Origin of the sequence: Flavobacterium hibernum, assembly GCF_000832125.1 — a bacterium.
GTDB classification, from domain to species: Bacteria; Bacteroidota; Bacteroidia; order Flavobacteriales; family Flavobacteriaceae; genus Flavobacterium; species Flavobacterium hibernum.
This window is the reverse complement of sequence record NZ_JPRK01000021.1, coordinates 37,952-51,981: the sequence shown is the minus strand read 5'-3', so window position 1 is coordinate 51,981 and position 14,030 is coordinate 37,952. Positions and strand designations below refer to the sequence as shown.

Annotated in this window: 11 protein-coding genes; 6 read left to right on the top strand and 5 right to left on the bottom strand. The window is 32.5% G+C overall.

Going from position 1 to position 14,030, the window contains the following annotated elements:
• Positions 1 to 355 precede the first annotated feature (355 nt).
• The 3 genes from IW18_RS20565 (at position 356) to IW18_RS20555 (ending at position 3,445) form a co-directional block, all read left to right on the top strand.
• Positions 356 to 811, top strand: coding sequence for an Lrp/AsnC family transcriptional regulator (locus IW18_RS20565; RefSeq protein ID WP_041520051.1), 456 nt, complete (start codon positions 356 to 358; stop codon positions 809 to 811).
• Between the two features lie 515 nt (positions 812 to 1,326).
• On the top strand, positions 1,327 to 2,730 hold the full coding sequence (gene lpdA / locus IW18_RS20560; RefSeq protein WP_041520049.1) for a dihydrolipoyl dehydrogenase: 1,404 nt from the start codon (positions 1,327 to 1,329) through the stop codon (positions 2,728 to 2,730).
• A 166-nt stretch (positions 2,731 to 2,896) separates the two neighbouring features.
• Complete coding sequence (locus tag IW18_RS20555) at positions 2,897 to 3,445, top strand: lipocalin family protein (protein ID WP_041520048.1); 549 nt, start codon at positions 2,897 to 2,899, stop codon at positions 3,443 to 3,445.
• 96 nt (positions 3,446 to 3,541) lie between these two features.
• Here IW18_RS20555 and IW18_RS20550 read toward each other — a convergent pair whose 3' ends face one another.
• Both IW18_RS20550 and IW18_RS20545 read right to left on the bottom strand, forming a co-directional pair.
• Positions 3,542 to 3,919, bottom strand: coding sequence for a DoxX family membrane protein (locus IW18_RS20550; protein ID WP_041520047.1), 378 nt, complete (start codon positions 3,917 to 3,919; stop codon positions 3,542 to 3,544).
• Between the two features lie 210 nt (positions 3,920 to 4,129).
• Positions 4,130 to 5,026 carry a DUF4349 domain-containing protein gene (locus IW18_RS20545; RefSeq protein WP_041520046.1) on the bottom strand — a complete coding sequence of 299 codons (897 nt, stop codon included), beginning with the start codon at positions 5,024 to 5,026 and terminating at the stop codon, positions 4,130 to 4,132.
• Between the two features lie 187 nt (positions 5,027 to 5,213).
• On the opposite strand from IW18_RS20545, the gene IW18_RS20540 reads away from it, so the two are divergent.
• The 3 genes from IW18_RS20540 (at position 5,214) to IW18_RS20530 (ending at position 10,169) form a co-directional block, all read left to right on the top strand.
• Positions 5,214 to 6,500 (top strand): anthranilate synthase component I family protein, encoded by a 1,287-nt coding sequence (locus IW18_RS20540; RefSeq protein ID WP_041520062.1) that lies wholly within the window; start codon positions 5,214 to 5,216, stop codon positions 6,498 to 6,500.
• A 253-nt stretch (positions 6,501 to 6,753) separates the two neighbouring features.
• Positions 6,754 to 8,067 (top strand): tRNA lysidine(34) synthetase TilS, encoded by a 1,314-nt coding sequence (tilS, locus tag IW18_RS20535; RefSeq protein WP_041520045.1) that lies wholly within the window; start codon positions 6,754 to 6,756, stop codon positions 8,065 to 8,067.
• A complete protein-coding gene (locus IW18_RS20530; protein ID WP_052480259.1) occupies positions 8,064 to 10,169 on the top strand; it encodes a protein-disulfide reductase DsbD family protein in 2,106 nt (701 codons plus the stop codon). The genes tilS and IW18_RS20530 overlap by 4 nt, the downstream gene beginning before the upstream one ends.
• 270 nt (positions 10,170 to 10,439) lie before the next feature.
• On the opposite strand, the gene IW18_RS20525 is transcribed toward IW18_RS20530, so the two are convergent.
• From IW18_RS20525 to IW18_RS20515, 3 genes are all read right to left on the bottom strand, one after another.
• Positions 10,440 to 11,756 carry an ammonium transporter gene (locus IW18_RS20525; protein ID WP_041520042.1) on the bottom strand — a complete coding sequence of 439 codons (1,317 nt, stop codon included), beginning with the start codon at positions 11,754 to 11,756 and terminating at the stop codon, positions 10,440 to 10,442.
• A 468-nt stretch (positions 11,757 to 12,224) separates the two neighbouring features.
• Entirely contained in the window at positions 12,225 to 13,298 is a 1,074-nt protein-coding gene (locus IW18_RS20520) for an alanine/ornithine racemase family PLP-dependent enzyme (protein ID WP_041520040.1), read from the bottom strand.
• Positions 13,299 to 13,334: 36 nt separating this feature from the next.
• On the bottom strand, positions 13,335 to 13,769 hold the full coding sequence (locus IW18_RS20515) for a GNAT family N-acetyltransferase (RefSeq protein ID WP_041520039.1): 435 nt from the start codon (positions 13,767 to 13,769) through the stop codon (positions 13,335 to 13,337).
• Positions 13,770 to 14,030 lie beyond the last annotated feature (261 nt).

The window sequence follows — 14,030 nt, the reverse complement described above, 5'->3', positions numbered from 1 at the left end:
TGCAAATCCTGAATTTTGTCAGCCGGGTTAAAGTCTTTCATTTTTATGTCATTGCGAGGAACGAAGCAATCTCATCCTCATAGTTAGTATTATTGTTTAGGAGCTATTTCCTGCTATCCGTTTCAATCTTTTGTGCCGAACGCCGGCACAAAAGGATTTCCACTTCTATCAGGGCTAAGACTCTCATTTTTAAAGAAATTCTTTTCAAAATAACAGATAATTAGAAAATTAATCAAGCATGAGGATTATAATTAGATTTTAAAACTATTAAAACTTATTTATAAAGATTATTATTCTAAATTTGAATAACGAAACCCAATTTGCTAGATTTTTTTTCACTTCAAATACCACAAAAATGATTTTAGACGTCACAGATAAAAAACTTCTCGTTTTACTACAAACCGATAGTAAAAAAACAACCAAAGAATTGTCCTTAAAACTCAATCTTTCCGTAACAGCAGTTTATGAAAGAATAAAAAAACTAGAGCGCGAAGGAATTATCAAAAACTACGTAGCATTGGTTGATAAGACCAAAATAGACAAAGGATTCGTTGTTTTCTGTCATTTAAAACTCATTCAGCATACCAAAGAATTCCTAACTAAATTCGAAAGTGAAGTCATTAAACTCAACGAAGTACTGGAATGTCATCACGTAAGTGGCGATTACGATTATATCCTGAAAGTACTAGTAAAAGATATGGAAGAATACAGAGAATTTCTGGTCACAAAACTTACCTCTTTACAGCATATCGGCAGTACACAAAGTATGTTTATGATTAGCGAAGTAAAGAATTCGACGGTGATTTTTTAGGAAGGTTCAGAGGTTTATAGTAGCAAAGGAACAAAGGTTTTCCGTAGATGCACAGCAGTGCGTCTAACACAAGATGAGTTTCTAAGGTTTTAAAAATAATCTCGCAAAGTTGCAGAGTCGCAAAGGTTTTATTTTGAATTGCCTCCAGCTTTAGCTGGAGGAATAAAATTTAGATAGAGAAGGGCTTCAGCCAAATGAAACAGATTCGGCTAAAGCCTTTTCATTTTGACAATATTTCCATCCAGCTAAAGCTGGAGGCAATTCAATCAGCATCATGTATTAAAAAAAACTTTGCGACTTCGCGACTTTGCGAGACTAAAAAAAATAAAACTTAACGAATCTTTGCGAAAAACCTTTGCGCGCTTTGCGGTAAAATTTACATTCTAAAACAAAATCTTAGCACTTTTTGTGGTAAAACCTTTCCTCAAAATTTCACATAAAAAACATTGAAATTTAAACTTTAAACAAAACTTTATTCCTTAATTTTGTATCGCTAAAAATAAAATAGACAAACTATGAGTTCATTTGACGTAGTCATTATAGGTTCAGGTCCTGGAGGATATGTATCAGCAATTCGTTGCGCACAATTAGGTTTCAAAACTGCAATTGTAGAAAAGTATAATTCATTAGGCGGAACTTGCCTTAACGTAGGTTGTATTCCTTCAAAAGCATTATTATCATCATCTCATCATTATGCTGAAATTGCTCATTTTGCAGATCACGGAATCGAAGTTTCCGGAGATGTAAAAATCAATTTAGAGAAAATGATCGCGCGTAAACAAGCAGTTGTAGATCAAACCGTAGGTGGAATCAACTACTTAATGGATAAAAATAAAATTACTGTTTTCAATGGTTTAGGTTCTTTCGTAGACGCAACGCACATTGCAGTTGCAAAAGCTGATGGAACATCTGAAACTATCGAAGCAAAATATACTGTCATCGCTACAGGTTCAAAACCATCTTCTTTACCATTTATTAAAATTGATAAAGAAAGAATCATCACTTCAACTGAAGCTTTGGCTTTAAAAGAAGTTCCAAAACACTTAGTAATTATTGGTGGAGGAGTTATCGGAATCGAGCTTGGACAAGTTTACCTTCGTTTGGGAGCTCAGGTTTCTGTAGTAGAATTCATGGACAGAATCATTCCTGGAATGGATAGTGCTTTGTCTAAAGAATTGACTAAAGTATTGAAAAAACAAGGAATGAAATTCTACGTTTCTCACAAAGTAAAATCAGTAGAAAGAAACGGCGATGCTGTTACGGTTCAGGCTGAAAATGCAAAGGGAGAAACAATTACTCTTGAAGGAGATTATTCATTAGTTTCTGTGGGTCGTCGTCCTTACACAGACGGATTAAACGCTGACAAAGCCGGAGTAAAAATTTCAGACAGAGGACAAGTAGAAGTAAACGATCATTTACAAACTAATGTTCCTAATATCTATGCAATTGGAGATGTTGTTCGTGGAGCAATGTTGGCACACAAAGCAGAAGAAGAAGGAACTATGGTTGCTGAGATATTAGCAGGTCAAAAACCACATATCGATTATAACTTAATTCCTGGTGTAGTTTACACGTGGCCAGAAGTTGCTGCCGTAGGACAAACTGAAGAGCAGGTAAAAGCTTCTGGAGTTGAATATAAAGTTGGAAGTTTTCCTTTTAAAGCTTTAGGTCGTGCAAGAGCAAGTGGAGATCTTGACGGATTTGTAAAAATCATTGCTGACAAAAAAACTGATGAGGTTTTAGGAGTTCACATGATTGGAGCTCGTACAGCAGATTTAATTGCAGAAGCTGTTACTGCAATGGAATTTAAAGCTTCTGCTGAAGATATTTCAAGAATGAGCCATGCACACCCAACTTTTGCCGAAGCAGTAAAAGAAGCAGCATTGGCAGCTACAGATAATAGAGCATTACACGTATAATTTACGTAAAAATTATATTTAGGAAACCGCTACAATTCATTTTGTAGCGGTTTTTCTTTTTAAAAAATTCCTGTTTTAGGTTCGAAAAAATGTAAAAAGCAATTGTAATTCTGTAAAATAAATATTTTAATCTAATGCTATCTTTATAAAACTAAAAGATAACATTATGAAAAGTAAATATATAGCTCCGGTTTTACTTGGAGCAGGAATTGCGCTTACACTTTATTCTTGTGGATCAACGATTCCTAAAAAAGCGGTTGCGGTCACCAACTTTGATAAAGCAAAATATTTAGGGAAATGGTATGGAATTGCGAGACTGGATTTTAAATACGAAAAAGGACTCAACAATGTTACCGCAGAATATTCCTTAAATGATAACGGAACCATAAAAGTCGATAATAAAGGTTATGACGTTAAAAAGGAAAAATGGGAGCAAAGTATTGGTAAAGCAAAATTTGTTAAAGAAGAAAATATTGGAATGTTGAAAGTTTCTTTTTTTGGTCCATTTTATGCCGGATACAATGTAATTGCAGTTGAAGAAAATTATAAATATGCGCTCGTTGCCGGCGAAAGCTTAAAATATATGTGGATACTTTCTAGAGAGACTACAATTCCGGAAAGTATAAAAGCCGATTTTCTGATTAAGGCTAGAGAGATTGGATTTGAAGTTTCTGACTTAGTTTGGGTAGAACACAATAAAGTAAAAACACAATAAAGTAAATTAGTAGAGATTTTAAGGTTGAGATTTTTGCTAAATAAGGAACCCGATACTTTTTGAGTATCGGGTTTGTTTATTTTAAATGTGAATAAATTATCTGGTGAAAACCGTTCTGTAATTATTCCAATATCTGTAGATCAGGAAGATGTTTGCCAAAAATAATAAAGCTGCAATAGGAAGCTTTTCCGGAGACATAAAATAATTTATAAACAAAATATTAATTGTAATAGGTAGTATAAGGATATTGGCAAGAGTTACATAACGTCCCGTTACAAAAGCAATCCCGCAAATCAATTCGACAGACTTGGCTAACGGCATCAAATATTTAGAAGCAACAAGGCCAGTGTTAAAAGCCTTAAAATCATCATTGTTTACAGGTTCAGCCGGCATTAGGTGAAAGAAAAAACTAATGGAAGCAAAAAGCAGTAAAAGACCAATCAAAACGCGGACAATAATAGTAGCAATTTTCATAATACTTAGGATTTTTAATGAGTTAAAAAAGTATACTTTATTTATAGAAAAATTAATAATCTGAATTCTCTAATAAAATGAAAATCAATTTGTAAAACTATTCTATTGAGAATTTTACAATCTTTATAACCCAATTTTAGGATTATAACAATGCTATATCAAATATAACGATTTTTTTCGTATTAAATTGCTACTTTATTAACACTTTTCTTATTTTCTGTAGTATCTTTTGTAAAGGAAAAATCCGCCTAAACCAATCAAAATGAACGGCCAAAGATTAATAATAAATACAAATAATGTTTCAAGAATGTACCAACCATTTTTTAGAGAATCAATAATCTGAATACCTAAGTTTGGTTTATAAGCATTGCTGTTTTTTTCGCTTGCCATTGTTTCTTGTCTTACCGTTTCGTTTTGGTAAAGTTGTAATGTGATGGTGCTAAAATTAATCTGATCTTGCAACGACAAATTATCAATAGTACGATTGTCGTTAGCTTCTTTTTGATTGGCCAGAGTATTTTCGGCCTCCATAATATCATTTATTTTCTTGCCCTTAGAATCAATTGCTTTTTCGACTCTTTTTTCTGTACCAGCATTTCTTTTTTGCGAAAGCTGATTGGCTAACATCTTTAGCGAAACATCATCAGCCTTGATTACTCTAAAGTCTAGAAAGTCAATTTGTTTGGCGATTGTTTTAATTACCGTATCAAGTTGCGTGTTAGGAACACGAATAGTAATATTATTTTCTACCGTATATTTAGTAGTTTCAAGTGTACTATCCTGACTAATTTTAGTTTTTATCTGATCGTGAATATTGCTTTGTAAATTGGTATAAGTAACAAAACCACCAAATTTTTGAGTAGCGTTTTCAATTGCATAAGTGGACTTGACGACATTTTTGACCTTAAATTTAATATCCGCAGTTCGAATAAATTTTTGTTTGCTGTCCTTTTGCTCTACTGCTGCCGATGACGAAACCGCGGTGCTGTCTGCGGAAGCTTTCATATCTGCCGATTCTCCGTACGAAGAATTATCAGCTTTTTTACAAGAAAATAGTAATGCGATGATTACTGCAAAGGTTAGTCCTAATTTTGCAATTGTTTTCATAAAGGTTTTAAAATTTGATTGATAAATAAAGTTTTTGGTTTTATTAATATTGGATTTTGTGTTAAAAAGCTATTTAAATAATAAGTGTTAATTCGATATACTAAAAAGTGTGCCAATAATTTTTTGAGTATTACTTTATCGAAGGATTTTTTTTGTCGTAATTTTGGACTCTAAAATTTATTTATTTTTGAGAGTTTCCATTCATAAACATATTTCAAATCCAGAGCATTTTAAACAACAACTTTTAAGCTGGTCGCAACAATTTCGAGAAATCGTTTTTTTGGATAGCAATTCGTATCCGCAAGAATATTCTAGTTTTGATTGTGTGTTAGCTGTGGATGCGTTTACGTCTTTAAAAACCGATTTTCATAACGCTTTTGAAGATTTAAAACAATACCAACAAACTACCAAAGATTGGCTTTTTGGTTATCTTACATACGATTTAAAAAATGATGTTGAAGACTTAAAATCCGCTAATTTTGATGGTTTAGATTTTCCCGATTTGTTTTTTTTTCAGCCTAAAAAAATATTTTTATTAAAAGGAAATCAGCTCGAAATTCAATATTTATTACTTTGTGATGATGAGGTCGAAGATGATTTTGAAGAGATTACAGAAAGTAATTCCGAACCCTTTGTCACGCTGAGCGGAGTCAAAGTACAACAACGTATTTCAAAAGAATTATATGTTGAAAAAGTAACAAAAATGCTCGAACATATTCATAAAGGCGATATGTATGAAGCTAATTTTTGTATGGAATTTTTTGCCGAAAATGCGATTATAAATCCATTAGAGAAATTTCAGAAACTAAATACAATTTCGCAAGCTCCGTTTTCGGTTTTCTTTAAAAATAATAAGCATTATCTACTTTCTGCTTCTCCGGAACGTTATCTGAAAAAAGTGGAGGGAAATTTGATTTCTCAGCCTATAAAAGGAACTTCAAAGCGATCTTTAGATCCTTTAGAAGACGAAAAATCAAAACAATTCTTAGCATCAGATGCAAAAGAACGTGCCGAAAATATTATGATAACAGATTTGGTTCGGAATGATTTGTCGCATACTGCTCAAAAAGGTTCTGTAGAAGTTGTAGCACTTTGTAAAATCTATTCTTTTTTGCAAGTACATCAAATGATTTCTACTATTACTTCAAAATTAGATCCGCAATATTCGCCAATTGATGTTTTAAGAACCACTTTTCCAATGGGAAGTATGACAGGAGCACCAAAGATTTCGGTAATGAAAATTATCGAAAATCTGGAAGAAACCAAAAGAGGTTTGTATAGTGGTGCTGTTGGCTATTTTACTCCAGAAGGCGACTTTGATTTTAATGTGGTAATTAGGAGTATTTTGTACAATCAAGAAAATAAATATGTTTCGTTTTCAGTAGGAAGTGCCATTACATCGCAATCAATTCCCGAAAACGAATACGAAGAATGTTTACTAAAAGCTAAAGCAATGCATGAAGTTTTGCAGTAAAAGTTAGTCACAGATTAAAAGGATTAAAATGATTTTGTTTCACGCAGATCTAAAATGATTTAAGCAGATTTAGTTAGATTTTATTAAAATTAATTTGCGCTAATTTGTGTAATTCGTGGCAAAAAATGACTTTAAAAAATTTGTGTAAATCTTTTTAATCTGTGGCAAAAAAAAATTGCGCAATTCGTGACAAAAAAATACGCTTAACATTTCATTTAAAAATAGATCGAATTTAATTTTTTACATTTATCGAATGTTTTCAAAATTTCAAAATCACATTGCGTCTAGATTTCCATTTTTGGGAGATAAAAAGCTATTTCTGGCAGTAAGCGGAGGATTAGATAGTATGGTCTTGTTGCATTTGTTAAAACAATTACCATATGAAATTGCTGTTTTGCACTGTAATTTTCAATTACGTGGACTGGAGAGTTTTGGCGATCAGAATTTTATTAAAAACTATTGCGATCAAAATAACATTCCCGTTTTTATTACTCAATTTGATACCGAGGCTTTTGCTAAAGATTATAAATTGTCAACGCAAGTTGCTGCTCGAGAGTTGCGATACAGTTGGTTTTATGAACTTTTAGAAAGTAAGAATTTCGATTATATTTTAACCGCGCATCATGCCGATGACAATTTGGAAACTTTTATTATCAATTTAACCAGGGGAACTGGTTTAGACGGGTTAACTGGAATTCCCGAGGAAAATGATAAAATTATTCGTCCGCTTTTGCCTTTTTCCAGAGATGAGATTCTTACTTATGCTCAGGAAAATAAGATTGAATGGCGAGAAGATAGTAGTAACGCGTCGAACAAATACCTTAGAAACAAAATTCGCCATGATTTAGTTCCCATACTAAAAGAAATCAATCCGAACTTTTTGAATGCTTTCCAAAAAACACAATCATACTTGCAGGAATCGCAAGAAATGGTCGAAGATGCTTCAATAATGATTTATCAGCAAGTAGCAAAAGAAGTTGGAGATGATATTTATTTTGATTTGAATCATCTTAAAAAATTACCTAATTATAAATCGTACTTGTATCAATGGCTTAATGAATTTGGCTTTTTGGCATGGAATGATATTTATGATTTAGTTGGCGGACAGTCAGGAAAACAAGTGTTTTCGGCTGAATTTAGATTACTAAAAAATAGAGAAACATTGATTTTAAGTCCCATTTCTGAAATAGAAGAGAAGGATGAGTTTGAAATTAATGAAGAAGATAAAGAAGTTAATTTTCCCTTAAATTTGAAGCTATGTAACGTAGGTCACATAACTATAGATTCAAATAAAGCTATATTTGTCGATGCTGAAAAAATCCAGTTTCCTTTGATTTTACGTAAATGGAATGAAGGAGATGTTTTTCATCCTTTTGGAATGAATGGAAAGTCTAAAAAAGTGAGCAAACTTTTTAAGGACGAGAAATTATCTCTAATTGAAAAGGAAAAAACATGGATTTTGTGTTCAAACAACCAAATTGTATGGGTTGTTGGAATTAGACAGGACGAACGCTTTAAAATCGAAAATACCACAAATAGAATACTTAAAATCGAATTACAATCATGAACTTTAATCAACACCATCAAACGATAATGTATAAAAACATCTGGAATAAGTCCGTTCTGTTTTTACTGTTTTTCTTGTTTGCTTTTGCAAAAGGAAATGCGCAAATCCTGGAACCTGTAAAGTGGACTGCTAAAATTGAAAAGAAAGCAGGAAATAATGCTGTTTTAATTTTTGATGGAACGATTGAAAAAGATTGGCATATGTATTCGCAATTTACTCCTGAAGGAGGACCGCTTGCGTTAGAAATTACATTTAAAAATCAAAAAGGAAATTATAACTTAGTAGGAAAAGCTAAAGAAGGTAAAACCAAAACTGCTTTTAACGATGTATTTGGTGTGAACGAAACTTTCTTTGAAGGTAAAGCGCATATCGAACAAGAAATCACGATTATTAATCCGAATTTAAAAACGGTTGATGTTGATTTTGATTTTCAGGTTTGTAAAGAAGTTTGTATCAACTCAAATAAAAAATTCTCAATTGCGATTCCTTCCACTTTTAAAATGAGTGAAGTTCCAGTCGTTGCCGAAGCTAAAAAAGATGAGACTAAAGTTGATGGTTTAGCTGTCGATACGATAAAACCAGTTGCAGTTGATACTGTAAAAACACAAGTGAAAACTGCCCCAGCTGCAATTTCGGCGCAAGAAGAAGTTCCTGCTCTAGCATCATCATCAAGAAGTTTATGGTCGATATTTTTTCTAGCTTTTTTAGGTGGTTTTGCTGCTTTATTTACACCTTGTGTTTTTCCAATGATTCCAATGACAGTGAGCTTTTTTACTAAACAGAGTAAAAGCAGAGCAAAAGGAATTAGAAATGCAATTATTTACGGGCTTTCAATTATCGCTATTTACGTAGTATTAGGTTTACTTGTAACTAAGATTTTTGGTGCCGATGCACTAAATGCACTTTCTACAGATGTTTGGTTCAATTTAATTTTCTTTATCATATTGATCGTTTTTGCAACGTCATTCTTGGGAGCTTTTGAAATTATGCTGCCAAATTCATGGGCAAACAAAGCAGATCAACAAGCGGATAGAGGCGGAATAATTGGAATATTGTTTATGGCTTTGGCTCTTGCAATTGTTTCGTTTTCATGCACAGGACCAATTGTTGGAACGTTATTGGTTGAAGCAGCTTCAAACGGAGGAATAGCTCCAATTGTTGGAATGTTAGGGTTTTCATCAGCATTGGCTTTACCATTTATGCTGTTTGCAATGTTCCCGGGTTGGTTAAACTCATTGCCAAAATCTGGTGGATGGTTAAATACAGTAAAAGTAGTTTTAGGATTTTTAGAATTGGCTTTAGCGTTTAAATTCTTGTCAAATGCTGACTTGGTTTTACAATTACATTTGTTAGAAAGAGAAGTTTTCTTAGCAATTTGGATTGCAATTTTTGGAACTTTGGCATTCTATTTATTCGGAAAAATTACTTTGCCACACGATAGTCCATCAAATCATATTTCAGTTGGAAGATTGTCATTTGGTTTATTAGTACTGACTTTTACAATTTATTTGATTCCAGGACTTTGGGGAGCACCTTTAAAATTAATTAGCGCATTTCCTCCTCCAATGCAGTATAGTGAAAGCCCTTTGGGACTTGGAGTTTCGACTGCTTCAATTGGTAGTAATGTTGGTGAAATAAAAGGCTTGCCAGATGGTGCAGAATTAGGACCTCACGGTATTATGGTTTTTCACGATTTTGAAGATGGTGTTGCGTATGCAAAATCAATTAACAAACCAATTATGCTTGATTTTACAGGTTATGCATGTGTAAATTGCAGAAAAATGGAAAACAATGTTTGGTCTGATCCTGCTGTTTTACCAATCTTAAAAAATGATGTAGTATTAATTTCTCTTTATGTTGATGATAAACGTGAGTTGCCAAAAGAAGAGCAATTTGTAACTAAATCCGGAGATAAAATTATTACTGTTGGCGATAAATGGACTGATTTTATGATCTCAAAATATAAAACGAATACGCAACCACTGTATGTTATTACTGATTTAGAAGGTAACAACTTAAACACTTCAAAACCTACAATTAGTTATGTTAGTACTGAAGAGTATTTGCATTGGTTAAAAGAAGGAATTGGGAATTTTAAATAGAAAGAGTAAAGAGTAAAGAGTAAAGAGTAAAGAGTAAAGAGTAAAGAGTAAAGAGTAAAGAGTAAAGAGTAAAGAGTAAAGAGTAAAGAGTAAAGAGTAAAGAGTAAAGAGAATGCGTTTATACTCTATGTTCTTTACTCTTTATTCTACAATCTGAAGTCTGAAATCTACAATTAAAAGGTTAATTCAATAAAGCAAAAAGCACTCTTAAAATAAGAGTGCTTTTTTTTGGTTGATTGTAATTGGTTGGTTTTTGGTTTTAATGTCTTCTTATAAGAATTCTCCGTGTTGAGAAATATCTAAACCTAATTCTTCTTTTTCTTCAGTAACTCTTAGTGGAGTAATTTTATTTACAACAAAGAATAAAATATATGATCCAACAAAAGCAAAGATCGAAACAACTACTAAAGCAGTTAATTGGTTAATGAATAAAGTTGGAGTTCCAAAAATTAAACCTTGATTATCTCCAACAGCAGGGTTGATTGCTTTTGATGCAAAAACACCAGTTAATAACATTCCTACCATACCACCAACACCGTGGCAAGCAAAAACATCTAATGCATCATCAATTTTTCCTTTAGGGAATTTGCTTACTACAAGGTTACTTACAATTGCAGAAAACGCTCCGATGAAAATTGCATGTGGAATACTAACGAAACCAGCTGCAGGAGTAATAGCAACCAGACCTACAACAGCTCCAATACATGCTCCTAGTGCAGATAATTTGTGTCCTAAAATTTTATCAAGGAAAACCCATGCCATTGCAGCCGCTGCAGCCGCTACAGTTGTAGTTCCTAAAGCTTGAACTGCTAAGCCGTTTGCTCCTAATGCAGAACCTGCATTGAAACCAAACCATCCAAACCATAGTAAACCTGTTCCTAATAATACATAAGTAATTCTAGCAGGATTTACTTTTTGAATTTTTCTTTTTCCTAAGAATATCGCTCCGGCCAATGCAGCCCAACCTGCACTCATATGTACAACTGTTCCTCCAGCGAAGTCTAATACTCCCATTTTAAAGAAGATTCCTTCTGGATGCCAAGTCATGTGTGCTAAAGGCGAATATATAAAGATGATAAATAAAACCATGAATAACAAATAAGCCCAGAAACGTACACGCTCTGCAAATGCACCAGTGATTAATGCAGGTGTAATGATGGCAAATTTTGCTTGAAATAATGCGAATAACATAAAAGGTATTGTTGGAGCAAGACTCCATGCAGTATTAGTACCAACACCTTGAAAGAATAAATTTGAAGTAGGGTCTCCAATGATTCCTCCAATAGTAGGGCCAAAAGCTAATCCGAAAGCAACAACAACCCATAAGATAGTAACAATTACCATTGCCATAAAACTTTGTAGCATAGTACTGATAACGTTTTTCTTACCTACCATTCCTCCATAGAAAAACCCTAATCCTGGAGTCATAAGCAATACAAATGCAGTTGCTACGATCATCCAAGCTGTATCTCCTGTGTCAAACTTTACAGCTTCTGCCGGAATAGGATTATCTGTTAAGATAAAGTTTGATATAAAGGTTAGTACCAAAATAGTGATAAGAATCACACTTAAAATAATTTTTCGCATAGTTATTTAGTTTTAAATTTTTTATAAAAGTATAAAATCATTCGACACCCCTATAAAAAATAGAGTGATGTGTTTAATTTTTGTTAATTTTAAAATTTAACCCCTTGTATTTTGCGTGTATTTGTTAAAATGAACTTAAAATTTACGATTTGGCAACGATTTTTTCAAGCTAATTATGAAATCGAGTAATTTTCCTATTTTTTAGATGGCGTTTTACTTGTGAATATTGGTATTTTTTGTTTAAAATCGTCATATTTGATTTAAACATGAAATATATTAAAGCTTTTTAATATTTTTAGATATTAAAATTCAAGGATTTAAATCGGGAGAAAGTGTAGAGTTGTATGAGGAGATTTGAAGAAATCAAGCCGAAACCATTTTGATCATATCGTATCAAAATAATTTCGGCTTGAAAAAAAGAAAGATAAGTTTAAAACCCAAATTGGACTAGACGCCTAAATAATAGATCTATTCTATATTCTTTTCGATATAGTTAGAACTTAATAAATACAAAGCGCCCATATATTTAATATTGAAGGAAACCAGATCTCCAACTTTATATTTTTTTGTTGAGCTCGAAATATCAATAACAAGCATATCAGAGCTGGCATCTACAATTGTAATTTCGTTGTCAACCGCTTCTAAATATTGAGGTTGCATATCTAATAATCCAATATCCAGAATAGCTCTTAATGAAGTTCCTCCCAGATCCTCAGTATCATTCATCGAGAAAGTGTTTCCTGCAACATTTTCTCCAAGTTCGCCCGTTGGAATATCTGGTTTTTCGGTAATTTCAATTACTTCGGCAAAAAGTTTAAAAACGTCATTGTGCATTCCCGAAATAGTTTCTCCTGTAAATAAATCTTTTCCAAAAAATAAAGCTTCACCAATTCTAAAATGATTAACAGCCATTGGTCTGGCATTTTTAAGTAATAAAGGTATTGCAACAGAAGTTCCACCAGAAACCCAAGGAATTGTAATATTAAATTTAGCTTCAATAAGTTGCTTGTATAAACTTAATTGAATCAGTTTGTCTTGCGTCGGCATTACACCACTTAAACAATTTAGGTTAGTGCCAATTCCTAGAATCTCAATATTTGACATACTTATTATAGCGCCATAAAATTCGATTAAATCTTCGCCCATGACACCTTCTCGCAAATCACCCATTTCAATCATAATAATGATTTTATGAATCTTGTTTTGCTTTTTAGCCTCGTCCGAAAGCATTTGGATAGTATAAATTTCGGTATTAAAACTTACATCAGCATATTTTACAATGTTTGGAATACTTCGTTTCGCGGGAGGTTTTATGTAAACAGTTTGTATAGTAGGATCAAGCGACTTGATTTTTTTTAAATTACTAACTCTAGAATCATGTATTTCTTTGACACCGAGTGAAATGATTTCTTTAAGATAAATTTTGTTTCCACATAAAAGTTTCGATACAACTCCCCATTGAATATTTTTGGATTCAAAAAGTGAATTCAGAAAAGTGTAGTTCTCTTTTAGTTTTTTACGGTATAATTTTATAAATGCCATTAGGCTTTGTTTTTTATTGAATTAATGAATTTGCGATTATTTAATTAATCGCATTTCGAGATACTTATTTGTAAACCCGAGTTTTTCGTATAAAGCTTTAGCCGGATTATCTGGTTCAACGTGTAGCGCGAGATTTCCATCTGCGACAGCAATGGCTTTTTCCATTAGTTTTTTTCCATATCCTTTTCCTCTTTGCGAGTTATCGACCGCAATGTAAACCAGAAGATTCTCAGGATGAAAATCTTTCATTCCGGTATTGTTTAAAACTACAGTTCCAACTATTTTCTCATTTTCTAGTCCAACAATTATATTTCCACCTTTTTCAGGATTCATTGCATGAGTTATAGCTTTTAGAATGTCCTCTTTTTCGTCACCATATTGTTCTAAATGCGTGTACAAAAATGCAGTAATGATTTCTGGTGTATATGTCTCGTCCGGTCCAGTAATTGGATTGATTAATTTAAATTCCATTGTTTAAATTTTTAGATTATTTGTGCCGATTGTAAATTTTCAGCAGATGTAAAGAAGCAAAATTAATTGCAGTAAGATTTCAAGAATTAGAAATCGAATGTATCGATAGATTGTCGATGATATTTTCGCAAGATAAGCATAAATACTGATTTTATCTTTATAAAATAAGGCTTTTTTGATTTTTAGTGACTTTAGGTCTTTTTTAATTTGGATTTATTTGTAATATTTTAACTGTTAAATAAAATTAATTTTAGTAGTTTT